Genomic DNA, 25,147 nt, shown 5'->3' with positions numbered 1-25,147 from the left:
TGACAGGTCGGAAAGAAAGGGGCTGGGTAAATTCAGTCGGTCAGCGGACGCGAATCAGTGCGCTTTGGCCGTGGTGTTTTCATCGACCGCCGCGGCGTTGGCAGCCTGGCGGGTATTCATTTTCCGGGCGTAGAACATCAGGATAATCAGGCTGATGATAAAGGTGCCGGACAGTTCGAAAGAGTTGGCGCCCATCAGCGCGATGAAGCAGAAGCCGCAGCCGCACACTGAAGCGATCAGGCTCAGCAGGTTGCGCACGTTGACCCCTTCAAAGCGGATCAGGTCTACGCAGGAGTAGAAGTAAGGCAGCATGGTCAGCAGCACCGCGATGCCGGTCAGCTCGCCGAACAGGTCGGAGGCTTTGCCGCCGGCGGAGCTCATCAGGGTGATCAGCACCATCAGCGCGGTCATTTTGCAGCCAGCCAGCAGCAGGCCTTTCTTCGGAATACCGTTTTTATCCAGCTCGCCGTACACTTTCGGGAAGTTGCCGTCGTTGGCGGCGCGCACCCCGGCCTGGCCGACCAGCATCATCCACGAACCGAGCGAGGTCAGGCAGGCGAAGGCGGTGAAGGCGGAAACCATCGGTGCGGCCCAGTTGCCCATAATCGCCGAGGCGCTGATGGCGAACGGCGCGCCGCTGGCGGCCATTTCGGACGCCGGGAACATGCCGCTGATCACCTGGGTGGCGGCGATGTAGATAATGCCCGCCAGACCGGTGCCAAGCATGGTCGCCAGCGGTACGGTGCGTTTCGGGTTTTTCACCATGCCGGTGCTGACCGCCGCGGACTCCACGCCGATGAATGCCCACAGGCACAGCAGGATGCTTTTGATGACCGCATGGCCGTCGGTGGTGCCGGAGGTATTCCAGTTAGCCTGGTAGGTGGCGGCGTCAAACCAGTGCCAGCCGAGGGTGGCGGTCACGATCACCGGGATCAGCACCAGCACCAGGCCCAGGGTGGTCAAGCGGCTGACCCAGGTCCCGCCCAGCATGTTGACGAAGGTGAAGATCCACACGATGGCGATACAGGCGATGCCGGCAGGCACCGGGTTGTTCAACGCCGGGAAGAAGGTGGAGAGATAAGAAACGGCGGTAATGCCGATGGCCAGGTTGCCGATCCAGTTGGCATGGTAATAAAGCACGCCGGTCTGGAAACCGAAGGCCGGGGAAATTTCACCCGCGTAGGCGATAGGGCCGCCCTGCTGCGGGTTTTTGGTGGCGAGGCGGGCATACACATAAGCCAGCGACATCGCCCCGATAATCGAGATCACCCATCCCCAAATGGCGATGGATCCGAGACTCGCCAGGTTGGCGGGCAATAAGGCAATCCCGCTCCCCATCATATTACCGGCGACTACGCCGGTGCAGGCAATAAGCCCTATTTTCTTGGGTGAAGCCATGGTCAGTTTCTCCTGATTTACGTTTCTTATAAGCCACACCCATAAATAAAAGATTTTAATGAGCCGGCTTGATAGTCAGGATGCTAACCATCGGCAGAAATAAAGTCCTAAAGATAAAGTGAGATTACGCTCATGATCATACAAATGATAACCTGAGGTTTTTCATTAACACATCAAGATAAAAAGACAGGCTAAAGAAAAGATAAACATCATTTAAAAACAAAAAGATGACAAGGTTAATGACGCATAACAAATGGCAAAAAAGAAATAATATCGCGCAGCAAAATAATACATTCATGCAACATTGCTTCACCAATAAATAACGCCGCCATGATTCCCGAAGAATAAGGGCGGCGTGATATTGGATTAATTATTGGCGCTGATAGTTATTTAAATAAGGCACTACGTTGGTCAATGACGTCTGGAATACGCCATTGGTGATCCAATGCAAGGTATCCTCACCGGGGCGAAGATTGAAGGCGGTAATATAAGAGTCGGCCGCCAAATGATTCTGCCCCTGCATTTCATACACCTTGCCCAGCAGCACATAATTCAGCCACGACATTTGCAATTCAATCCCCAGATCGATCGCCCGGTGAGCCTCGTCAATCCGCCCCTGCGTCAAAGCATCTACCGCCAGAACTTGCTGCACGATCGGCGTGTTTTTCAATTCCGGGATCGTCGCCAGATGGCTGATATCGGCACGCAATTGCGCCAAGGCCGGGCTGTCGAACGGTTGATAAGAATTGCGCAGCAGATCCACCAACGCTTTTTCAGCCAGCAGGTAGTGGAAGTTCGGCGCGCTGTTAATCAGCTCGCTCAGCTGGCCGCTGGCGCGGGTCAACGAATCGGCGTCACCGCGGATCAGCAACTGATGCGCCTGGTAGAAACGCTGCAGCAACGGTCCGTTGTCGGGCAGCAACTGCGCCAGACGCTGCTCCAGCTGTGGCGGCCAAGGCTGCTTCAGCGCCGCGGACAGGCTGGCGAGGAAGTCAGCCTGGATCTTCAGTTGGTTATCGGCGGTAATGAAGTAACGCTTGTCCAGCATGACAGAGCTGTCGGCGTTATCCACCAGCCGCACGGAGAGGAAACACTGCTGGGCGCGGTAGTGGCGCTGATTGACGAACTCGATATACAGCGACTTGCCCGAATTGCTGGGGCCGGAATAGTTGTAATTGGTTTGGTCATGCACCAGGAAGGTCGAGTAGGTGTTCAACGAATCGGTGATCAGCTCGCTGACGCCCACCACGTAAGAGAGCTGGGGCATCCAGTTGCTGCAGCTCTCGCCGCCCTGGATGCGGATATCGATATCGCGCGGGTTGAGCAGCACCGGCATGGTCGATACCGGCACGCGCTGCGACAGCGTGGCGATGCCGACAAACGCCACGCAAACGCTGAGCGCCGCCAGAAACGCCAGCCACACCCAGAAGGTCGGGCGACGATAAAAACGCGGCTGCTTTTCGCCAGGCGCGGCAGACGGCGCGCCGCTTGCCCGGCGCGGCGGCACGTACGGCGTCTCGTCGTCATCATCGCTGCCGTCTTCCGGCTCATGCATGATCACCGCGATCTGCGGCGCCGGTGCAATAGCGGGTTGTGTCTCCTCCTCTTCACACCAGATCACCGACGTCGCCAGCTTATACCCGCGCTTGGGCACGGTGATAATGTATTCCGGGCTGTCGCTGTCGCCGTCTTTCAGGTACTTGCGCAGCTCTGAAATACATTGGGTCACCACGTGGTTGGTGACAATATTGCGCTTCCAGACGTTGTCGATCAGCTCGTCGCGGCTCAGCACCACGTCGGGGTGCCGGGCAAAATAACACAGCATGTCGATCAGGCGCGGTTCCAGCGTTTTCTGGCGACCATCGCGGCTGATGGTGTTGTCGGCAGGAGTAACCAGCCACTCCCCGACGCGAAAAGCAGGCTCTTGCATGGCGGAAATAACTCTGTAGGCATGTAGGGCAAGGGCGCGATCATAGCATAATCGCCCCCGGCTGTGGCCGCCGGGAGGCGATTAAGCCGTTAACTCTCGTATAATTCTAACGGTAAACCATCGGGATCGCTGAAAAAGGTAAATCGGGATTGGGTGTAGGGATCGACACGCACCGGTTCGCAGGCGACGCCGGCCGCCTGCAGATGAGCGATGGCCTGATCGATGTCGTCGACGCTGAACGCCAGATGACGCAGGCCACAGGCCTCCGGGCGGCTGACGCGAGCCGGCGGCGAGGGGAACGAAAACAGCTCAATGGTGTATTGCCCGTTGAGCGCCAGATCCGCTTTCCAAGAGTCGCGCTCCTCGCGGTAGACTTCACTCAGCAGGGTAAATCCGAGAATGTCGCAGTAGAAATGCTTGCTGGCGGCGTAGTTCGCGCCAATGATCGCGATGTGGTGCACCTGACGTAACGCCAGCATAGAAACTCTCTTCTGTTCGTTTTGATGAGGCACGGTATCCGGCGGCGACAATGCCGTCAATGAAAAAGCCCGACGTATCCTGCCAAACCGCCGGGCGCGTTATGCCATTATGGCTGTGGGGCTTTCAGCACCTTCACCAGATAACGCCCATCCTCCGTCAGCTTGGCGCCGTGGATATCGGTTTCAAACCCGGGATAGCGCTCGCCGATCGAACACAGCATCAGCAGAAAATCGAGCACCGCCCGGCTCTCTTCGGTGATCATTTCACCCGGCATCACCAACGGCACGCCCGGCGGATAAGGCAGGATCATATTGGCCGCGACCTTGCCCACCAACTGATCCAGATCGCAGGTTTCGACATTGCCGCGCACCTGCTCCTGGAACATCTGGTGCGGCGTCAGCTTCATTTCCGGCAGCACATCGAACGCCCGCTGCATCAGGCCTGGCAGATCGTGTTGGCGGATCAGGCGATGAATGCCGGCGGCCAAATCCTGGATGCGCATATGGCGATAGAAATCCGGATCCTCGGCGTACAGATCCGGCAGCATGTTCTTCACCCGCAGGTTGAGATCGTAGGCGCGCTTGAAGTCGGTCAGGCCGCGCAGCAGGCTCATCGCCTTGGTTTTATCGATGCCGATGCTGAACAGGAACAGCAGATTGTACGGCCCGGTCTTCTCCACCACGATGCCGCGTTCGTCGAGGTACTTCGCCACCAGCGCCGCCGGGATCCCCTCTTCTTCCAGCGCGCCCAGCTCATTCATGCCCGGCGTCAGGATCGTCACCTTGATCGGATCGAGATACATATGATCGCGATCGGTCTGGCCGAAACCATGCCAGTTATCGTCCGGATCCAGCGGCCAGCACTGTGCCTCATCGATCTCTTCCGGCTGCCAGATATCGAAGAACCAGCTGTCGCTCTCCTCGCGCAGCCGCTGCACCTCTCGGCGAAAATGCAGCGCGCGCTCCACCGAACGGTTGATCAAACGGCGCCCCGGGTTGCCGCGCAGCATGGCGGCGGCGGTCTCCATCGACGCCACGATGCCGTAGTGCGGCGAAGTGGTGGTGTGCATCATGTAGGCTTCGTTGAAGGTGCTCTCATCGTAGTCGCCCTTGATATGAATCATCGAGGCCTGCGAGAAGGCGGCCAGCAGCTTGTGGGTAGACTGGGTTTCGTAGAAAACCTTGCCGGGCACCCGCTCGCCGCTCATGCCGCTCTTGCCGTCGTAAATCGGGTGGAAGTTGGTGTAAGGCACCCAGGCGGAATCAAAGTGAATCGACGGCACCTCCAGCGTCTGCTTGATGTAGTCGGTGTTGTACAGCAGGCCGTCATAGGTGGAATTGGTGATCACCGCGTGCACCGGCCAGGTGGCGTTCGGCGTCGCCTGCACCCGGGCGGCGATACTCTCGCGAGTGAACTCGCGCTGCGGAATCCCGCCGAGGATGCCGTAGGCGTTGCGCAGCGGGCGCAGATAGATCGGCGTGATATCGCTCATCATCAACAGGTGGCACAGCGATTTGTGGCAGTTGCGGTCGATCAGCACCGTGCTGCCCGCCGGCGCCGAATACATGCCGACGATCTTGTTGGCGGTGGAAGTGCCGTTGGTGACCAGATAGCTCTGCTCGGCGTTGAAGGTGCGCGCGATGTACTCTTCGGCCTCCAGATGCGGGCCGGTGTGATCCAACAGCGACCCGAGCTCGGTGACCGAAATCGAGATATCGGCCTTCAGGGTATTGGCGCCGAAGAAGTCATAGAACAGGCAGCCTACCGGGCTTTTCTGGAACGCGGTGCCGGCCATGTGGCCCGGCGTGCAGAAGGTGTACTTCCCTTCGCGCACGTAGTTGAACAGCGCCTTGGTCAGCGGCGGCGTAATGGTGTCGATGTATTCCGCGGTGTACTGCTGGATGCGCTGCGCGATGTCGTCTGCCGCATTCAGGCCATACTCGAAGAAATAGAGCACCATGCGCATTTCATGCAGGCTGACGTCGAAAGTGGAGTGGGTATTGATAAAGGCATACAGCGGCAAGTATTCGTTCAGCTCGTTGATCTCGCTGCACAGCTCCAGGCTGTAGTCGTCCCAGTCGAAGATCACCCCGCAGATGCGGGCGTTGGCTTCGATCAACTTCAGCAGGTCACCGCTGTTTTTGGGGTACACCAGCTGGAATCCCATGGCGGCCAGCGCAGCGTGGAGCTCGCGAATCGGCTCATCTTTGTAGTAGACGCCCGTCGGGCCCATGATGGCGATGATATTCATCGGCAGCTCCTGTCAGTTAACGGCCAAGTCTCTATAACACCACGAAAATCCGACGGTGTGTAGCCAAAAAAAAACCGCCCGGAGGCGGTTTCTTGCAGCGAAACACAGAACTCAGCAGTAGCCGTAGTTCATCAGACGCTGGTAACGGCGGTTGAGCAACTCTTCGTCGTTCAGGCCATCCAAATCTTTCAGATCGGCGAGCAGCTGCGCTTTCAGCGCGGCGGCCATCGCCGGCACGTCGCGGTGCGCGGAACCGAGCGGCTCCGGGATCACCGAGTCGATCAGCTTCAGCTCTTTCAGACGCGGCGCGGTGATGCCCATCGCTTCTGCGGCCAGCGGTGCCTTATCGGCGCTCTTCCACAGGATGGAAGCACAGCCTTCCGGCGAAATCACCGAGTAAGTGCTGTACTGCAGCATGTTCACCTTGTCGCCCACGCCGATCGCCAGCGCGCCGCCGGACCCGCCTTCGCCGATGACGGTGCAGATGACCGGCACGTTCAGACGCGACATCTCACGCAGGTTGCGCGCGATAGCTTCCGACTGGCCGCGTTCTTCCGCGCCCACGCCCGGATAAGCGCCAGGGGTATCGATAAAGGTGATGATCGGCATCTTGAAGCGCGCGGCCATTTCCATCAGGCGCAGCGCCTTGCGGTAGCCTTCCGGCGCCGGCATGCCGAAGTTGCGGCGGATCTTCTCTTTGGTTTCACGGCCTTTCTGGTGCCCGATGATCATCACCGGACGGCCATCCAGGCGCGCAATGCCGCCGACGATCGCTTTGTCGTCAGCGTAAGCGCGATCGCCCGCCAACTCTTCGAAGTCGGTAAAGATGTGTTTGATATAATCCAGGGTATAAGGACGGCGCGGGTGGCGTGCCAATTGGGCAATTTGCCAAGCCCCAAGATCGGCAAAAATCTTGCGCGTCAGCTCAACGCTCTTTTCACGCAGGCGCTGAACCTCTTCGTCCAGATTAATATCTAATTTTTCGTCTTGACGGCTGACTGCAGTCAGCGAGTCAATTTTCGCTTCCAGCTCTGCAATCGGCTGTTCAAAATCAAGAAAATTCAGACTCATAGCATTCCTATTTTAGTCAAATTCCAAGTCCACCTGCTCATTGCCTACCAACGTCCGCAAGTCGATCAACAAGCGGTCGGTGGGCGTCACGCGCCAGGTTGCGCCAAAACGCAGCTTGGCTCGCGCATCTTCCCGTTGATAGTAGAGATGCACTGGAATCGTCCCCGATCGATGGGGTTCCAACGACTGACGGAGACGGTTCAAAAGCTGGTCATCAATTTGCCTGTCAGTCAGCGAGATAGCAAGCCCGCGAGCGTATTTTTCCCGGGCTTCACTGATGTCCATTACCTCGCGGGCCATCATTTTAAGCCCGCCGCTAAAGTCATCAAAGCTGACCTGTCCACTGGCGATAAGGATACGGTCTTTTTCCAACAAATGCTGGTATTTTTCTAACGCTTCGGTGAATAACATCACTTCCAGACGGCCTGAACGGTCATCCAGCGTGCAGATGCCGATGCGGTTGCCGCGCTTGGTCACCATCACCCGCGCGGCGACCACCAACCCGACGGCGGTAGTCATTTTGCCCCGATCCGTCGGGTGCATGTCTTTCAAACGCTGGCCACCGGCGTAACGTTCGATCTCCTTCAGGTACTGGGTGATCGGGTGGCCGGTCAGGTACAGCCCCAGCGTCTCCCGTTCACCGTCCAGCACCACCTGCTCCGGCCAGGGCGCGATATTGGCGTAGGATTGCTCCACCTGCTCCGGCGCTTCCGCCAGCACGCCAAACATATCCACCTGGCCAATAGCTTCGGCTTTCGCATGCTGATCCGCCGCTTTTAACGCGTCGCCGAGCGAATTCATCAGCGCGGCGCGGTGCGGCCCAAGGCGATCGAACGCCCCGGACATGATCAGTTTTTCCAGAATGCGGCGGTTCAGTTTCTTGATGTCGGAGCGCGCGCAGAGATCGAACAGGTCTTTGAAATAACCTTGCTCGCCGCTGTTGCGCGCTTCGATAATGGCTTCGATCGGCCCTTCCCCCACGCCCTTGATGGCGCCGATGCCGTAAACGATCTCGCCGTCGTCGTTGACGTGGAAGTGATACAGGCCGCTGTTGATGTCCGGCGGCAGGATCTTCAACCCCATGCGCCAGCACTCGTCCACCAGACCCACCACTTTGTCGGTGTTGTCCATATCGGCGGTCATCACCGCCGCCATAAACTCGGCCGGATAGTGCGCCTTCAGCCACAGCGTCTGATACGACACCAGCGCATAGGCGGCGGAGTGCGATTTGTTGAAGCCATAACCGGCGAATTTTTCCACCAGGTCGAAGATTTTCACCGACAGTTCGCCGTCGATGCCGCGCGCTTTGGCGCCGTCTTCAAAGCCGCCGCGCTGCTTGGCCATTTCGACCGGGTTCTTTTTACCCATCGCACGACGCAGCATGTCCGCGCCGCCCAGCGTATAGCCGGCCAGCACCTGGGCAATCTGCATCACCTGTTCCTGATACAGGATGATGCCGTAGGTCGGTTCCAGCACCGGCTTGAGCGACTCGTGCTGCCACTGAATGTCCGGGTAGGAGATCTCTTCACGGCCGTGTTTGCGGTCGATGAAGTTATCCACCATGCCCGACTGCAGCGGCCCCGGACGGAACAGCGCCACCAGTGCGATCATGTCTTCGAAGCAGTCGGGCTTCAGACGTTTGATCAAATCTTTCATGCCGCGCGATTCAAGCTGGAACACCGCCGTGGTTTCCGAGCGCTGCAGCATGTCGAAGCTTTTCTTGTCGTCGAGCGGGATGGCGGCGATGTCGATCGGTTCCAGCCCGGTCTTGGCGCGCCGGGCGTTGATCATCTCCAGCGCCCAGTCGATGATGGTCAGGGTGCGCAGACCGAGGAAGTCGAACTTCACCAGCCCGGCGTATTCCACGTCGTTCTTGTCGAACTGGGTCACCGGGTGGTTCCCTTCGGCATCGCAGTACAGCGGCGCGAAGTCGGTGATCTTGGTCGGCGCGATCACCACGCCACCGGCGTGTTTACCGGCGTTGCGCGTCACCCCTTCCAGCTTGCGCGCCATGTCGATCAGCGCCTTGACCTCTTCGTCGGCCTCGTAAATCTCCGGCAGCTGCGGTTCGGCGGCGAAGGCTTTCTCCAGCGTCATGCCCGGATCCGGCGGCACCAGCTTGGAAATGCGATCGACGAAGCCGTACGGGTGCCCCAGCACGCGGCCCACGTCGCGGATAACCGCTTTCGCCGCCATGGTGCCGAAGGTGATGATCTGTGATACTGCTTCGCGGCCGTACATCTCCGCCACGTGTTCGATTACCTGGTCACGCTTCTCCATGCAGAAGTCGACGTCGAAGTCGGGCATTGAGACACGTTCCGGGTTCAGGAAGCGTTCGAACAGCAGATCGAACTCCAGCGGATCGAGGTCGGTGATTTTCAACGCATAGGCCACCAGCGAACCGGCGCCGGAGCCGCGCCCCGGGCCAACCGGCACGTTGTTGTCCTTCGACCACTGGATAAACTCCATCACGATCAGGAAGTAGCCAGGGAAGCCCATCTGGTTGATCACCTTCAGCTCGACGTCCAGACGCTCATCGTATTCCGGGCGGCGCTGCGCGCGCACGTCAGGATCGGGGAACAGGAACTCCAGACGCTCTTCCAGCCCCTCTTTCGATTTGAGCACCAGGAAGTCCTCGGTGCTCATATCGCCGGTCGGGAACTGCGGCAGGAAGTATTCGCCAAGGCGAATGGTGACGTTGCAGCGCTTGGCGATTTCGACGCTGTTCAGCAGCGCTTCCGGGATGTCGGCGAACAGTTCGCACATCTCGTCTTCGCTGCGCATGTACTGTTGCGGGCTGTAGTTGCGCGGCCGCTTGGGGTCGTCCAGCGTAAAGCCGTCGTGAATGGCGACGCGAATCTCATGGGCGTCGAAGTCATCTTCCACCAGGAAGCGCACGTCGTTGGTGGCCACCACCGGCAAGCCGCGCTCGGTGGCCAGCGCCACCGCCGCATGCAGGTAGTTCTCTTCGTCCTGGCGGCCGGTGCGGATCAGTTCCAGATAGTAACAGTCCGGGAAATGCTGCTGATAGAAGTCCAGACACTGATCCACCTGCGCCTGGTTGCCGCGCAGCAGAAACTTGCCGACGTCGCCCTGACGCGCACCGGAGAGCAGGATCAGCCCTTCGCGATGTTCAATCAGCCAGTCGCGATCGATAGTCGGGCCGGCGGCGCCGTAGCCGCGCTGATAGGCACGGGAAATCAGCAGCGTCAGGTTCTGGTAGCCTTCGTTGTTGCTGGCCAGCACCGTCAACTGAGCCAGTTCATCGCCCAGCTCTTCACTTTGCACATGGAAATCCGCGCCGATGATCGGTTTGATCCCGGCGCCGTGCGCGCTGCCATAGAATTTCACCAGCCCGCACAGGTTGGTGAAATCGGTGATTGCCAGTGCAGGCATGGCTAACGCGGCGGCTCTTTTCACCAGCGGCGCCGTCTTGGCCAATCCATCAATCATGGAGTAGTCACTGTGGACGCGCAGGTGAATAAAACGAGGTTCGGCCATCTCCAGATACCTGATTGAAGGGGCTCAGCAGGCTGAGCCCGGGTTAATGCTATCGTCGAGCCCGGTCAGGCCCGCAGACTACAGCGCCAGCGCTCTTTTCACCGGCGCGAAGCTGCGGCGATGATGCTCGGTGGCGCCCAGCGCGGCCAGCCGCTCCAGGTGGAAGGCGGTCGGGTAGCCTTTATGCTGCGCGAAACCGTAGTCCGGGTACTCGCTGTCCAGCTCGGCCATTTCGCGATCGCGCGTGACCTTCGCCAGAATGGACGCCGCGCTGATCTCCGCCACGCGGCTGTCGCCCTTCACCACCGCCTGCGAACGCATCGGCAGGTTCGGGCAACGGTTACCGTCGATTAAAACCATGTCCGGCGCGATATGCAACCCGGCCACCGCGCGCTGCATCGCCAACATGGTGGCGTGCAAAATGTTCAATTGGTCGATTTCCGCCGGTTCGGCGCGCCCCAGGCTCCAGGAGAGCGCCTTGGCGACGATTTCGTCATACAGCGCCAGGCGGCGTTTTTCACTGAGTTTCTTGGAGTCCGCCAGACCGACGATCGGCTGCGCCGGATCGAGGATCACGGCGGCGGTGACCACCGCGCCGACCAACGGGCCGCGGCCCACTTCGTCCACACCGGCAATCAGCGTGGCAGCGGGATAGATAAAGGGTTCAATCATGCTTTCGCCAGCTCCAACACAGCCTGAGCGGCCTGTTCGTCCGCACCGCAACGGATGCTTTGGTGCAAGGTAAGGAAAGTGTGTTTCAACGCGTCGGTTTCCGGGCTCTCTTCCAGCAGCGGCATCACGGCGGCGGCCAGTTTGTCCGGCACGCAGTCATGCTGCAGCAGCTCGGTGACGATCTCGCGCCCCGCCAGCAGATTCGGCAGCGAAACGTAAGGTGTTTTCACCAGCTTCTGCGCCAACCAGAAAGTGAACGGCTTCATGCGATAGCCCACCACCATCGGGCACTTGGCCAACATGCACTCCAGCGCCGCCGTGCCGGACGCCAGCAGCGCCGCGTCGCTGGCGATCATCGCCTCGCGCCCCTGCCCATTCAGCAGGTGTACGGTCAAATCCGGCGCAACCTCGGCCTTGATGCGCTCAAACTGCTCGCGCCGTTTGGCGTTGACCAGCGGCACCACCACTTCCAACTCAGGATAACGGGTGCGCAGCAGCTGCGCGGTTTTGAGGAAATCGGCGCTCAGCATTTCGACTTCGGCGCCGCGGCTGCCCGGCAGCAAGGCCAGACAGCGCGCCTGCGGAGCGATACCAAGCTGAGCGCGCGCCGCCAGCCGGTCGGGCTGCAACGGCATGGCGTCCGCCATGGTGTGGCCAATAAACCGGCAAGGCACGTTGAAACGATCGTAAAACGCTTTTTCGAAAGGGAGAAAGGCCAGCACCAGATCGGTGGCTTTGCCTATTTTGAAAACGCGCTTTTGCCGCCAGGCCCACACGGAAGGGCTGACGTAGTGGATGGTGCGAATGCCGCGCTGTTTGAGGCGGCCTTCCAGCGTGATGTTGAAGTCCGGCGCGTCGATGCCGACAAACACGTCCGGCCGCAGCTCACCGAAGCGGCGGGTGAGATCCTTGCGGATCTTCAACAGGCGTGGCAAGCGCTCAAGCACTTCCACCACGCCCATGACCGCCAGCTCTTCCATTTCGTACCAGGCTTCGCAGCCTTCGGCCTGCATCAGCGGGCCGGCGACGCCGACAAAACGCGCGTCGGGGATCTGCGCCTTGAGCGCACGGATCAAGCCGGCGCCGAGAATGTCACCGGAGGTTTCTCCGGCGACCAGTCCGATAGTCAATGGACGATTCGACATAACTCAGCGAATGATGCCACGGGTGGAACGGGTGAAGAAATCGAGGTATTGCTGCACCACCGGCTGTTCTTTGGCCAGGGCTTCGATTTCCGCTTTCGCTTCATCCAGCGTTTTCTCGCTGCGATACAGGATTTTGTAGGCGTTGCGGATTGCCTGCATTTCATCCTTGTCAAAACCGCGGCGCTTCAGGCCGACCGCGTTGACGCCGAACGGCGTAGCGTGGTTGCCCTGAGCGATGACGAAAGGAGGCACGTCCTGAGCGACACCGGAACAACCGCCTACCATCACATGCGCGCCGATAATGCAGAACTGGTGGATCGCCGTCATGCCGCCGATGATGGCGTGATCGTCGATTTCCACATGCCCCGCCAGCGTGGCGTTGTTGGCCAGCACGCAAGCATTGCCGACCACGCAATCGTGGGCGATGTGCACGTTGACCATCAGCAGGTTGTCGTTGCCCACTTTGGTCAGGCCGGTGCCCTGCGCGGTGCCGCGATGAATGGTCACGCTTTCGCGGATGCGGTTGCGATCGCCCACTTCAACGCGCGTCGGTTCGCCCGCGTATTTCAGATCCTGATTCACTTCGCCGATAGAGGCGAATTGATAAATCTGATTATCGCAGCCAATCTTGGTAATGCCGTTCACCACCACGTGGGATTTCAGCACCGTGCCGGCGCCGATTTCCACCTGGGAGCCGACGTAGCAGAAAGGGCCGATATGCACGTTGGCGCCGATCACGGCGCCTTCTTCGACTATCGCGCTAGGATGGATAAAGGCGGTTTGGTCAATCACGGATTAAGCCTCCCGGCTGCGGGCACACATCATGGTTGCTTCGCAGACAATTTTACCGTCAACGGTCGCCACGCCTTTGAAGCGAGTCAGACCGCGGCGAGTTTTCTCGAAGGTGACTTCCATGACCATCTGATCGCCTGGCACCACAGGGCGCTTGAAGCGTGCTTCGTCGATACCGGCGAAGTAATACAGCTCGCCCGGCTCCAGTTTGCCGACGCTTTTAAACGCCAGGATACCGGTGGCCTGCGCCATGGCTTCCAGGATCAATACGCCTGGGAAAATCGGTTTGCCAGGGAAATGGCCCTGGAAAAACGGTTCATTCACCGATACGTTCTTCACCGCACGCAGATATTTGTGCTCTTCAAACTCGAGGACGCGGTCGACCAGCAAGAACGGGTAACGGTGAGGAAGCAGATCCAAAATTTCTGCAATATCCAGAGTATGAGTGTCAGTAGTCAAAATACTCTTCCTGTCTCTAAAAACTGATGGCATCAACAACACGGCCTGCGCTGACCCCAAAAGGAGATCATCATGCAGGCCGCAAATTAACATCTCTTTGCGCTTTTGGTCTCACGACCAACGCGTTTCGTTTTGTACCCGCCAGGGCGGGCGGCAATGATTAGTCTTTTCCGACTTTACGTTCGACAGCTTTCAAGCGTTTGCTGATCTCATCGATATTCATCACCAACGCAGCGGTTTTACGCCAAACCTTGTTAGGCTGCAACGGAATGCCCGAAGAGTATACCCCAGGTTCGGTGATTGGTCGCATAACCATTCCCATTCCGGTAACAACAACCTTGTCGGCAATCTCCATGTGACCGTTGATCACGCTGGCACCGCCGATCTGGCAGTAGCGGCCGATTTTCAGGCTGCCGGCCATGATCACACCGCCGGCGACGGCGGTATTGTCGCCAATCACGACGTTATGTGCAATCTGGCATTGGTTGTCGATGATAACACCATTCCCGATTTGGGTGTTATCCAAAGCGCCGCGGTCAATGGTGGTGCAAGCGCCGATTTCGACGCGATCGCCGATAATCACCGTGCCCAACTGAGGGATCTTGATCCACTCGCCGCGCTCATTCGCATAGCCGAAACCGTCCGCGCCGATCACGGTGCCCGACTGAATCAGGCAGCGCTGGCCGATTTCGACCGCATGATAAATCGTTACGTTCGCCCACAGACGCGTACCCGCGCCGATGCGTGCGTGTTTGCCGATGAAGCAGCCCGGGCCGATAACCACGTTATCGCCAAGCACCGCACCTGACTCGATCACCGCGTTCGCCCCAATGGCGACGTTCTGCCCCAGCTGCGCTTCAGGCGAGATCACCGCGCTTGGCGCGATATCCTGCGCCGGCGCCGGCGTAGTGTCCATCAGTTGCGCCATGCGCGCGTAGGTCAGATAAGGGTTTTTAACCACCAGCGCCGCAGCACGGCAGTGTGGTAAATCCGCTTCGGTAAGCACCACGGCGCTTGCCTGGCAGGAAGACAGCTGCTCTTGATAGCGGCTGTTTGACAAAAACGTGATTTGGCCAGGCTGTGCCGAATGCATAGAAGCAATGCCGGTGATGACGAGATCGCCATCACCGTGCAATTGTGCATCCAACTGCTGCGCTAAATCAGCCAGTCGAATTGAAAGCATGTGTTATTTAACCTGTTTCAGCACGTCAGCAGTGATATCTTTGGAAGAGTCTGCATAGGCAACGGCGTTGGCGTCGATCACCACGTCATAACCGCCTTTGCTGGCGACAGATTTCACCGCGTCCTGAATGCGGCTCAGGATCTTGTTACGTTCTTCCATCTGGCGACGGCGGTTGTCCTGCTCGAAAGCCTGGGCTTTCTGAGAGAACTGCTCGCGTTGCGCCATCACGTCTTTTTCCAACTTGCTGCGGTCGCTGGCTTTCATGGTAGCGCCGTCACGCTGCAGACGTTGCATTTTGGTCTGCAGGCTACGTTCCATGTTCTGGAGTTCGCTTGCACGGCCTTTAAACTCGTTTTCCAGCTGTTTAGCGACCGCTTCGCGGGCCGGCAGCTGTTGGAAAATGCTGGAGACGTTAACGACAGCGATCTTATCTGCTGCCTGAACGCCAGCTGAAGCAGCCATTGCTAAACCGAGGCCTGCGGCACACAACCACTTTTTCACTATAAACTCCTTACCATCACCCATTTGTGTCATATGACACTGAAGTACACAATTTGCCAGACTTGTCCCACCAAACAATGAGAATCATCTCCCTCTGCCGGCGGGCGCCTGGCCATTGCGATTCTTAATAACTGTTATGCCCAGAGGCGAGACCCGTTACCAGGTCTTACCGATGTTAAACTGGAACTGTTCGGACTTGTCGCCTTCGTATTTCTTGATCGGGTTGGCGTAAGAGAACACCAACGGCCCCAGTGGCGACATCCACTGCAGCGCGATACCGGCGGAAGAACGAATATTGCTGGCTTTGCTGTAGTCCGGCACGCCGTACATCAGCGTTTCGTTGGTATTCTTCCACTTGGTGTCCCACACGGTACCGGCATCGATGAACAGCGACGTCCGCACCGAGTTGGCGTATTTCTCGCTGATGAACGGCGTCGGGGTGATCAGCTCCAGGCTGGCGACCGCCATGGCGTTACCGCCCACCGCGTCATCCGAGCTACAGATGCTCTGACGATCGGTCGTGCTGCCGGCGTTGAACTGACACTGGTACGAGTTGGAGTTGTAGTACACCGCCTTCGGACCAATGGTGTTGGACTGGAAGCCGCGCACGGTGCTCGAACCACCGGCGTAGAAGTTCTCGTAGAACGGCATTTCCTTGCCGCCCAGCCCATCCGCGTAACCCAGACGGCCACGGCCCAACAGCACCCAGGTGCGATCGTCGTTGATCGGCACGTACTGTACGCTGTCCAGCGTCACCTTGTAGTATTCGTTGTCCGAGCCCGGAATGGTGACCTTGCCGTTCAACGTGGTGCGGTTACCCGAGGTCGGGAAGTAGCCGCGGTCCAGGTTGTTGTAAGTCCAGCCCAGGTTCAGCGTAAAGTCGTCGGTCGAGTAGCTGGCGCGGTCGGTCTTGTTCGCATCCACGCCCATCGAGTCGAGGTAACGCCACATGGCGATCTGCGGCTGCATGTTCGACAGGCCGTTGTGGACGTAGCCCAGGCCGGTACGCAACGAGTTGTTTTCGTTGATCGGGAAGCCCAGCGTACCGTCGATACCGTAACTCTTGTTGGTATAGTCCGACAGATCCGCGTCATCCGCCTTAAAGTCGTTGTAGAAGATGCGGCCGCCCAGGCTCACACCGTCAACGGTGAAGTACGGGTTGGTGACCGACAGTTCGGTATAGGTCTGGTAGTCGTTCTTGGTGCCGCTGATGCCGACCGAGTAGCCGGTACCCAACCAGTTATCCTGCTGCACGCCGGCCTGGAAGCTGACGCCGCTCTCGGTGCCGTAACCGACGCCGAAGTTGAAGGTACCGGTGTTGCGTTCTTTCACCTTGTAGGTCACATCGACCTGATCGGCGGTGCCCGGCACGCGCTGGGTTTCCACGTCAACCGTTTCGAAGTAGCCCAGACGGTTCAGACGCTCTTTGCCCTGCTCGACCTGCTCGTTGCCGAGCCAGGCGCCTTCCATCTGGCGCATTTCGCGACGCAGTACGGAATCCTTGCTGGTGTCGTTGCCTTCGAACTTGATGCGACGCACGTAGAAGCGGTTGCCCGCGTCAACGTTGACGTGCAGTTTGACGGTTTTATCCGCGTCGTTGATCTCAGGCTGAGTGCCGACGCGCGGGTAGGCGTAACCATAACGGCCCAACATCGTTTTGATGTTGTCTTCCATTTTGGTCACCTTGCTGCCGTTGTACAGCTCGCCTGGCTCAATTTTGGTGATCTGAGCGACTTCCGCCGAGTGGCCGGCCAGATTGCCGTTCACGACAACATCGGAAAGTTTGTACTGCTCGCCTTCGGTGATGTTGATGGTGATGTAGATGCCTTTTTTATCCGGCGTCAGGCTCACCTGGGTAGAATCGATGTTAAAGCGGGCATAGCCGCGATCCAGATAGAAGCTGCGCAGGGTTTCGAGATCGCCCGCCAGTTTTTGCTTCTGGTATTTGCGATCGCCGACCAGGTTCCACCACGGCACTTCATCACGCAGTTGGAAGCGCGAGATCAGTTCGTCGTTGGTGAAGGCATGGTTGCCGACGATGTTGATTTGTTGAATCTTGGCGGAGACCCCTTCCGTGAACACCAGTTTCAGGTCGACACGGTTACGCGGCAACGGCGTGACTACGGCTTTCACCGAGGCGCTGTATTTACCGACGCTGTAGTAGAAGTCTTCCAGCCCTTTTTCAATGCTGGAGATCGTGGTGCGGTCGAGCGCCTCGCCCACCCGGACGCCGGAGGCTTCCAGGTTCTGCTTGAGCATGTCATCCTTCACCGACTTGTTGCCGGAGAAAGTGATGCTGGCGATGGTAGGACGTTCCTTCACCTGCACGATCAAGGTATTACCATCGCGCAGCACGCGCACGTCCTCGAAGTTGCCGGTGGCAAACAAGGCACGGATGGTATTACTGATGTCATCGTCAGTGACGGTATCGCCGACGCGAACCGGCATGTTGAGTAACGCCGCACCGACGGCGACTCGCTGCAGGCCTTCGAAATGAATGTCTTTCACTACGAACCCGTCTGCACCGTATACGGTGGCGCTGCCAAACAGCAGCGACGCTATGAGCAACTTTTTCATCGCCATCGTTGTTATGCGTTCTTCCTAACCTATCCCCGCCCCTAGAGGCGGGAAAAATCATTGAAAAGTGCAAGACCCATCAACAACACCAGCACGATCGAACCTATGCGGTAGCTGTAGTCCTGTACTCGCTCGGAAACCGGCCCACCCTTCAGCTTTTCTATCGCCAGGAAGAGGAGATGCCCACCATCTAACACCGGTAATGGGAACAGGTTGATGATACCCAGGTTGACGCTAATCAACGCCAGGAACATCAGATAATACACGAACCCGACTCCGGCTGACGCCCCAGCTCCCTGTGCAATCGAGATCGGGCCACTCAGGTTGTTCAGCTTTACATCACCGGTTATTAATTTGCCCAGCATGTTGACCGTCAGCCGCATCAGCTGCCAGGTCTTGTCGCCGGCCTGATACAGCGCCGGGAACGGTCCATACTGGCGAATCGTTTTATACTCGTCCGGCAGCGGCAGCACTTTTGGAATGATGCCTGCAAACCCCACCGATTTGTCTTTTCCCACCGGCTTTGTATCCGGTATCAGCGTCAAAGACAAGGGGGCGCCGTTTCTTTCAATCTCCAAAGCCAGCGATTGCCCCGGGCCATCGTGGATACGCTTCACCAGCGTCTGCCAACGACCCAACGGCTGACCATCGACTTTAACGATCCTGTCCCCCGCTTGTAAACCCGCCTTTTGCGCCGCCGAGTTAGGCTGCACTTCCGCCAACACGGATTCGATCTGCGGGCCGCGCGGCATAATGCCCAGCGCGACAACGGGATCCTGCTTGTCCGGTTCAAAGTTCCACTGGCGCAAATCCAGGGTTTTGGTCACGACCTGCGAAGAGCCGAACGGCGCGACGCCGACTTCGGTTTGCGCATCGCCGATCTTCGCCACCAGCGCCAGACGAACTGACTCCCAATCAGGCGTTTCGATGCCGTCAACCGACTTTAGTTCCATGCCAGACGAAATTTCAGCCTTGGCGGCGATGGATTGCGGCGCGATTTCGCCGATCACCGGGCGGAAACTCGGCACGCCGATGATGAACACCAGCCAATAGGCAAGGATAGCAAACAGGAAGTTGGCGATGGGGCCGGCGCTGATGATGGCCGCGCGCTGCCAGACAGTTTTGTTGTTGAAGGCCTGATGGCGCATTTCCGGTGCCACCGACTCCACGCGCTCGTCCAGCATCTTCACGTAGCCGCCAAGCGGAATCAAAGCGATGACGTACTCGGTGCCCTGGCGATCGGTGCGGCGCCACAGCGCCCGGCCGAAGCCGATGGAGAAACGTTCAACGCGCACGCCGCAACGACGGGCAACCCAAAAGTGTCCGAACTCGTGCACGGTAATCAAAATACCGAGCGCAATCAGAAACGCCACCAGGTTCCAAAGCACGCTGACCATCATCCCTCACTTTCCGCCATTGACGGATTAAAACACCAACAGCATCAGGCAGGCAAACACCGGCACCGCCGCGGTCAGGCTGTCGATACGATCCAGTATGCCGCCGTGACCGGGAATCAAATGACCGCTGTCCTTGATGCCCGCTTCGCGTTTGAACATGCTTTCGGTCAAATCGCCCAGCACCGAAGCCAGCGCGGCGATCACCGAACAGGCCAACAGCGTGGTCGGCACCACGTTCAGCGGCGCGTAGCGGCCGAACAGCCAGGAAATGACCGCCGATGTCAGCAGCCCGCCGATCAACCCTTCCCAGGTTTTACCCGGCGAGACCTTCGGCGCCAGCTTATGCTTGCCGAACAGCTTGCCGAACATATAGGCGCCGGAATCTGCGCCCCACACCAGCAGCATCACGTACAGCAGCCACCAGGCGCCGGTAAACGGGTTTTGCTCATAGCCGAACTGGCGCAGCGCCAGCATGCCCCAAAAAAACGGCACGATGGTCAGCAGGCCGAACAGCAGGCGCAGCGGGCGCGAATTGCGCCAGATGGCGGCCGAGCCGGGGTAAAACAGCACCAGCAGCAGCGCCGCCAGCCACCAGGCCAGCGACAGCCACAGCGAGCCGCTTACCTGCGGCACGGATTGATGGTAGGCGGGAACGCTGAGCATCATCAGCGCCAGCAGAAAACCGCACAGTATCGCCAGCCAGATGCGCTGCGAACGGGAGGTAAAACCGGCCAATTGGCCCCACTCCCAGGCTGCTAACATGCACACGACGAGCGTTACCAGAGCAAAGGCCAGCGGCGGCAACAGGAACAGCGCCGCGATAACGATCGGGATTAAAATCAGAGCAGTTATGAGGCGATACTTCAGCAAAAGTTCTCCCTAGGACGCATCGGCGCCGATAGGTGTTGTTCCCCCGAAGCGGCGCTCACGTTGTGCAAATGCATTCAGCGCACCTTCAAAGACAAGTTCATCGAAATCAGGCCAGAGCACATCAGTAAAGTAAAGTTCAGCATAGGCGATTTGCCACAGCAGGAAGTTACTGATGCGATGCTCGCCACCGGTGCGGATAACCAGATCCACCGGCGCCAGGTCGCTCATGCAAACCCGCTCGCTCAATAATTCCTCGCTGATCTGATCCGGGTGCAGCTCACCGCCCCGTACCTGTTCGGCCAGCTCCCTTACTCCCTGAATGATATCCCAACGGCCGCCATAGTTGGCAGCGATATTGAGCGTCAGGCCATCGTTATTTTCCGTCAGTGCTTCAGAGCGGCGGATCCGCTCCTGCAAACGCGCGCTGAACCGGCTAATATCGCCGATCACCCGCAGCCTGACGTTATGTTTATGCAGGCTTTTTACTTCACTATCCAAAGCGCGGACAAAAAGCTCCATCAGGGCGGAGACTTCCTGCACCGGACGGTTCCAGTTTTCGCTGCTGAAGGCATAAAGCGTGAGTGCATCTAAATGGTGGCTGGCGGCAAAACTGACCGCGCGGCGAACCGATTTCACCCCTGCTTTATGACCGAAGACACGTAACTTGCCCTGACGTTTGGCCCAGCGTCCGTTACCGTCCATGATAATGGCGACATGGCGCGGCCCCGGGGAAGATGGATTAGCCTCTTGTTGGTTTGCGGACGACATAACTCGTACTTATTTCCTCAATAGAAATATAACTGCCTTTCCGGAACATCAGGCCCTTACGCGCAAAAAAAGCCGTGTGCCCGACACGGCTTTCAGCCTGCCCTCGCGATACCCGACGCAGCCGGGTCGCCATTGGCGCACAAGGCGCCAATCGGGTCATAATTCAACGGTATAACCGCTGACAGGTGGCGCAGACTATACCACCTCAACGGGGCATGAACAAACGACCCCGCGGCGGCACGCGCGAATTACGAGCAAAATCGGATAATCGCCGTGATCAGCCGCACAACGCGCGAACGCGTTCCTCGGCGGCGGCGCGGGCTTGGCGGTCAATGTCTAAGACCGCGTCGATGCAGGTCGGTTCCTGCAGCGCGAGACGCTCCACCACCTGGCGGTTGACCGCCGCAATGTCGGTAAAGCGGATCTGCTGCTGCAAAAATGCCGCCACGGCGATTTCGTTGGCCGCGTTCAGCGCGGTGGTCGCCGCCTGGCCGGCCTCGAACGCGTCGATCGCCAAATACAGGCAAGGATAACGCTCGCGTTCCGGTTCAGCGAAGGTCAGCGAACCGATGCGGCAGAAGTCCAGCGCTTCCACGCCGGAGTTCACGCGCTGCGGATACGCCATCGCGTGGGCGATCGGCGTGCGCATATCCGGCGTACCCAGCTGCGCCAGCACGCTGCCGTCGGCATAGCGCACCATCGAGTGAATCACCGACTGCGGGTGCAGGATCACTTCCATTTGCTCGGCCGAGGCGTTAAACAGCCAGCGGGCCTCAATGTATTCCAGACCTTTGTTCATCATGGTGGCGGAGTCCACCGAGATCTTGCGGCCCATCGACCAGTTCGGGTGGGCGCAGGCTTGATCCGGCGTCATCGCGGCGAACTGGTCCAGCGGCGTGGTGCGGAACGGACCGCCAGAGCCGGTAAGCACGATGCGCGAAACACCATGAGTGTCCAGTGAAGAGTATCCCAACTGGCGCTGAATACTCTCAGGCAAACTCTGAAAAATCGCGTTGTGCTCGCTGTCGAGCGGCAGCAGTTGCGCCTGGCTTTGCCGCACCGCGTCCATAAACAGGCGGCCGCAGGTGACCAGCGACTCTTTGTTAGCCAGCAGCACCTGCTTGCCGGCGCGGATCGCCGCCAGCGTCGGCAACAGCCCCGCAGCGCCGACGATGGCCGCTGTCACTTGATCGACGTCGTCCAAAGCCGCCAGTTCACAGGCCGCTTGCTCCCCGGCCAATACCTCGGTAGCGACGCCGTTTTCCGCCAGAATGACGCGCAGCTCGCGGGCGGCGCTTTCATCCGCCATCGCGGCGAAGGCGGGCCGGAATTCGATGCATTGCTGCGCCATGACCGCGACGTTGCGGCCGGCCACCAGCGCTTTGATCGCAAAACGCTCGGGATTCGCCCTGACCACGGCCAGGGTGCTGGTCCCTACCGAGCCGGTCGAGCCAAGAATGGTCAGTTGCTTCATGAGTTCACTCTGAATAACTGTCTGATGAGATCGGAGGTGCTCCAGTGTGGAACCTTGGACACCGCTTGTCCATGATCTTTCAGTACGATGAAACGGGATCTGCGCCACAAAAAACAAAGCGCCGCCCAGGCGACGCTTTTTTTCTGCACGATGCTGATTAGAAATCCATCAGCTCTTTTTCTTTCTCCGCCAACGCGGCGTCGACCAGCTTGATGTAAGCGTCGGTCATTTTCTGAATCTCGTCTTGTGAACGACGTTCTTCGTCTTCGCTGATCTCTTTGTCTTTCAGCAGCGCCTTGACCTTGTCGTTGGCGTCGCGACGCACGTTACGCACCGCTACGCGGCCCTGCTCGGCTTCGCCGCGTACGATCTTGATCAGATCCTTACGGCGTTCTTCGGTCAGCGGAGGCAGCGGAACACGAATGTCAGAACCGGCGGAAGACGGGTTAAGGCCCAGATCGGAGCTCATGATCGCTTTCTCAACGGCCTGGCTCAGGCTGCGGTCGAACACGTTGATTTTCAGCGTGCGGGAGTCTTCCACAGTCACGTTGGCCAGTTGACGCAGCGGCGTAGCGGCGCCGTAGTATTCCACCATGATGCCGTCCAGAATGCTTGGCGAAGCGCGGCCGGTGCGGATCTTGCTGATTTGGTTTTTGAATGCTTCTACGCTTTTTTCCATGCGTGAATCAGCATCTTTTCTGATTTCATTAGTCACGTTGCAAACCCTTGGAAGCTGGTTACTTGGCAGGCGATACTCAAGTATAGCCCGTAATCGTACTCGAAGAGCGCGCGGCGCCTGGCGTCACGCGCTCCGAAAAAGGGGTGTGAACAGCCTTATTTGCTGATCAGCGTACCTTCGTTCTCACCCATCACCACGCGGCGCAGCGCGCCAGGCTTATTCATGTTGAACACGCGAATCGGCAGACCGTGATCGCGGGCCAGCGTAAACGCCGCCAGATCCATCACTTTCAGCTCGCGCTCCAGCACGTCCTGATAGGTTAATTGTTCATACAGCGTCGCATCCGGGTTTTTCACCGGATCGGCGGAGTAGACCCCATCCACTTTGGTGGCTTTCAGCACCACGTCCGCTTCGATCTCGATGCCGCGCAGGCAAGCGGCGGAATCGGTGGTGAAGAACGGGTTGCCGGTACCGGCGGAGAAGATCACCACGCGGTTGTTGCGCAGCAGGCTGATCGCCTCTGCCCAGCTGTAATTATCACACACGCCGTTCAGCGGGATCGCCGACATCAGGCGGGCGTTCACATAGGCACGGTGCAGTGCATCACGCATAGCCAGGCCGTTCATCACGGTAGCCAGCATTCCCATGTGGTCGCCCACTACGCGGTTCATGCCGGCTTGCGCCAGGCCCGCGCCGCGGAACAGGTTCCCGCCGCCAATAACTACACCGACCTGAATTCCCAGTTCGACCAGCTCTTTCACTTCCTGAGCCATGCGATCCAAAACGCTGGCGTCGATACCAAAACCTTCTGCACCTTGCAGGGCTTCGCCACTCAGTTTAAGCAGAATACGCTGATATACGGGTTTTGCATTGGTTGCCATGGTGTTCTGTCCTAAGAAGCAGTATTAGTAGTGGGGATTTCAGCCGATGAAACGCGCCTGAGGTGAGTATCACGCTGCAGGGCCTGCCACCGGTGTAATTCTGGCTGGATAGTATGGAACCGCCAGACGGCGGTTCCATCGACAGTCATTAAGACTGTTTGCTCATCGCGGCAACTTCAGCAGCGAAGTCGGTTTCGACTTTCTCGATGCCTTCGCCCACTTCGAAGCGAATGAAGTTGGTCACGTCAGCGTTGTGCTCTTTCAGCACCTGAGCAACGGATTTGCTCGGATCCATAACGAAAGGCTGACCGGTCAGAGAAACTTCGCCGGTGAATTTCTTCATGCGGCCTTCAACCATTTTCTCTGCGATTTCTTTCGGCTTGCCGGACTGCATGGCGATGTCCAGCTGAACCTGGTACTCTTTTTCTACCACTTCAGCAGACACGTCTTCTGGCTTCACGAACTCTGGCTTGCTCGCCGCAACGTGCATTGCGATTTGCTTAACCAGTTCTTCGTCCGCGCCTTTAGCCGCAACCAGAACGCCGATACGCGCGCCGTGCAGGTAGCTGCCCAGCACGTCGCCTTCCAGGGAAGCAACGCGACGAATGTTGATGTTTTCGCCGATTTTTGCCACCAGCGCTACGCGCTCTTCTTCGAACTGTGCTTTCAGCACGTCAACGTCAGTGATTTTGCCAGCCATAGCGGCATCCAGCACTTTGTCGGCGAACGCCTGGAAACCGGCGTCTTTTGCTACGAAGTCAGTCTGGCAGTTAACTTCCAGAATGATGCCGTAGTTGCCTTCGATCTTGGTTTTGATCACGCCGTCAGCAGCCACGTTGCCTGCTTTTTTAGCGGCTTTGATCGCACCGGACTTACGCATGTTTTCGATTGCCAGTTCGATGTCGCCGTTGGATTCAACCAGCGCCTTCTTGCAATCCATCATGCCAGCGCCGGTACGCTCGCGCAGTTCTTTTACCAGGGCAGCGGTAATATCAGCCATTTCTTTTTCCTCGGTTATCTCGCGTGGAGACAGTTCTCATTCAGATAAGCAAAGGGGGCCTTAACAGGCCCCCCTAACCAACATATGTCAATACCTGGTTAATAAGGGCTCAGTGACG

General features: G+C 58.4%; 20 protein-coding genes. All 20 read right to left on the bottom strand.

Going from position 1 to position 25,147, the window contains the following annotated elements:
• Positions 1-54: 54 nt before the first annotated feature.
• Positions 55-1,398: a cadaverine/lysine antiporter gene (gene cadB / locus ACJ8PL_RS23405; RefSeq protein WP_282677300.1), complete on the bottom strand. Its 1,344-nt coding sequence runs from the start codon at positions 1,396-1,398 to the stop codon at positions 55-57.
• A 370-nt stretch (positions 1,399-1,768) separates the two neighbouring features.
• The gene (gene cadC, locus ACJ8PL_RS23400) at positions 1,769-3,328 is read right to left on the bottom strand and encodes a lysine decarboxylation/transport transcriptional activator CadC (protein ID WP_284065762.1); all 1,560 of its coding nucleotides are present in this window, start codon (positions 3,326-3,328) and stop codon (positions 1,769-1,771) included.
• 89 nt (positions 3,329-3,417) lie between these two features.
• Positions 3,418-3,807 carry a VOC family protein gene (locus ACJ8PL_RS23395; protein WP_016929877.1) on the bottom strand — a complete coding sequence of 130 codons (390 nt, stop codon included), beginning with the start codon at positions 3,805-3,807 and terminating at the stop codon, positions 3,418-3,420.
• Between the two features lie 107 nt (positions 3,808-3,914).
• Positions 3,915-6,059: a lysine decarboxylase LdcC gene (locus tag ACJ8PL_RS23390; RefSeq protein ID WP_016929878.1), complete on the bottom strand. Its 2,145-nt coding sequence runs from the start codon at positions 6,057-6,059 to the stop codon at positions 3,915-3,917.
• A gap of 111 nt (positions 6,060-6,170) precedes the next feature.
• A complete protein-coding gene (accA, locus tag ACJ8PL_RS23385) occupies positions 6,171-7,130 on the bottom strand; it encodes an acetyl-CoA carboxylase carboxyl transferase subunit alpha (protein WP_004931972.1) in 960 nt (319 codons plus the stop codon).
• Between the two features lie 12 nt (positions 7,131-7,142).
• Positions 7,143-10,631: a DNA polymerase III subunit alpha gene (gene dnaE / locus ACJ8PL_RS23380; RefSeq protein ID WP_197759214.1), complete on the bottom strand. Its 3,489-nt coding sequence runs from the start codon at positions 10,629-10,631 to the stop codon at positions 7,143-7,145.
• A gap of 78 nt (positions 10,632-10,709) precedes the next feature.
• Positions 10,710-11,303, bottom strand: coding sequence for a ribonuclease HII (gene rnhB, locus ACJ8PL_RS23375; RefSeq protein WP_016929880.1), 594 nt, complete (start codon positions 11,301-11,303; stop codon positions 10,710-10,712).
• On the bottom strand, positions 11,300-12,448 hold the full coding sequence (gene lpxB, locus ACJ8PL_RS23370; RefSeq protein WP_028128317.1) for a lipid-A-disaccharide synthase: 1,149 nt from the start codon (positions 12,446-12,448) through the stop codon (positions 11,300-11,302). The genes rnhB and lpxB overlap by 4 nt, the downstream gene beginning before the upstream one ends.
• A gap of 3 nt (positions 12,449-12,451) precedes the next feature.
• A complete protein-coding gene (lpxA, locus tag ACJ8PL_RS23365) occupies positions 12,452-13,240 on the bottom strand; it encodes an acyl-ACP--UDP-N-acetylglucosamine O-acyltransferase (protein WP_016929882.1) in 789 nt (262 codons plus the stop codon).
• A 3-nt stretch (positions 13,241-13,243) separates the two neighbouring features.
• Positions 13,244-13,699: a 3-hydroxyacyl-ACP dehydratase FabZ gene (gene fabZ, locus ACJ8PL_RS23360; RefSeq protein WP_004931962.1), complete on the bottom strand. Its 456-nt coding sequence runs from the start codon at positions 13,697-13,699 to the stop codon at positions 13,244-13,246.
• A 160-nt stretch (positions 13,700-13,859) separates the two neighbouring features.
• Positions 13,860-14,882 carry a UDP-3-O-(3-hydroxymyristoyl)glucosamine N-acyltransferase gene (gene lpxD / locus ACJ8PL_RS23355; protein WP_004931959.1) on the bottom strand — a complete coding sequence of 341 codons (1,023 nt, stop codon included), beginning with the start codon at positions 14,880-14,882 and terminating at the stop codon, positions 13,860-13,862.
• Between the two features lie 3 nt (positions 14,883-14,885).
• Entirely contained in the window at positions 14,886-15,383 is a 498-nt protein-coding gene (gene skp / locus ACJ8PL_RS23350) for a molecular chaperone Skp (protein ID WP_004931958.1), read from the bottom strand.
• A 156-nt stretch (positions 15,384-15,539) separates the two neighbouring features.
• Complete coding sequence (gene bamA / locus ACJ8PL_RS23345) at positions 15,540-17,966, bottom strand: outer membrane protein assembly factor BamA (protein WP_033639522.1); 2,427 nt, start codon at positions 17,964-17,966, stop codon at positions 15,540-15,542.
• A 35-nt stretch (positions 17,967-18,001) separates the two neighbouring features.
• The gene (rseP, locus tag ACJ8PL_RS23340; RefSeq protein ID WP_028127525.1) at positions 18,002-19,357 is read right to left on the bottom strand and encodes a sigma E protease regulator RseP; all 1,356 of its coding nucleotides are present in this window, start codon (positions 19,355-19,357) and stop codon (positions 18,002-18,004) included.
• Positions 19,358-19,384: 27 nt separating this feature from the next.
• Entirely contained in the window at positions 19,385-20,227 is an 843-nt protein-coding gene (gene cdsA / locus ACJ8PL_RS23335) for a phosphatidate cytidylyltransferase (protein WP_004931949.1), read from the bottom strand.
• Positions 20,228-20,236: 9 nt separating this feature from the next.
• Entirely contained in the window at positions 20,237-20,995 is a 759-nt protein-coding gene (gene ispU, locus ACJ8PL_RS23330) for a (2E,6E)-farnesyl-diphosphate-specific ditrans,polycis-undecaprenyl-diphosphate synthase (RefSeq protein WP_004931947.1), read from the bottom strand.
• 277 nt (positions 20,996-21,272) lie between these two features.
• Positions 21,273-22,469, bottom strand: coding sequence for a 1-deoxy-D-xylulose-5-phosphate reductoisomerase (gene ispC, locus ACJ8PL_RS23325; protein WP_110147338.1), 1,197 nt, complete (start codon positions 22,467-22,469; stop codon positions 21,273-21,275).
• Between the two features lie 157 nt (positions 22,470-22,626).
• Positions 22,627-23,184, bottom strand: a complete 558-nt coding sequence (gene frr / locus ACJ8PL_RS23320) for a ribosome recycling factor (protein WP_004931943.1) — start codon at positions 23,182-23,184, stop codon at positions 22,627-22,629.
• A 119-nt stretch (positions 23,185-23,303) separates the two neighbouring features.
• The gene (gene pyrH / locus ACJ8PL_RS23315) at positions 23,304-24,029 is read right to left on the bottom strand and encodes a UMP kinase (RefSeq protein WP_004931940.1); all 726 of its coding nucleotides are present in this window, start codon (positions 24,027-24,029) and stop codon (positions 23,304-23,306) included.
• Positions 24,030-24,177: 148 nt separating this feature from the next.
• The gene (gene tsf, locus ACJ8PL_RS23310; RefSeq protein ID WP_016929890.1) at positions 24,178-25,029 is read right to left on the bottom strand and encodes a translation elongation factor Ts; all 852 of its coding nucleotides are present in this window, start codon (positions 25,027-25,029) and stop codon (positions 24,178-24,180) included.
• Between the last annotated feature and the right edge of the window lie 118 nt (positions 25,030-25,147).

This window comes from Serratia sp. CY83965, assembly GCF_052166375.1.
In the GTDB taxonomy this organism is placed as follows: Bacteria; Pseudomonadota; Gammaproteobacteria; order Enterobacterales; family Enterobacteriaceae; genus Serratia; species Serratia marcescens.
Note: the sequence above shows the minus strand (reverse complement) of the source record. Positions and strands in the feature narration are given on the sequence as shown.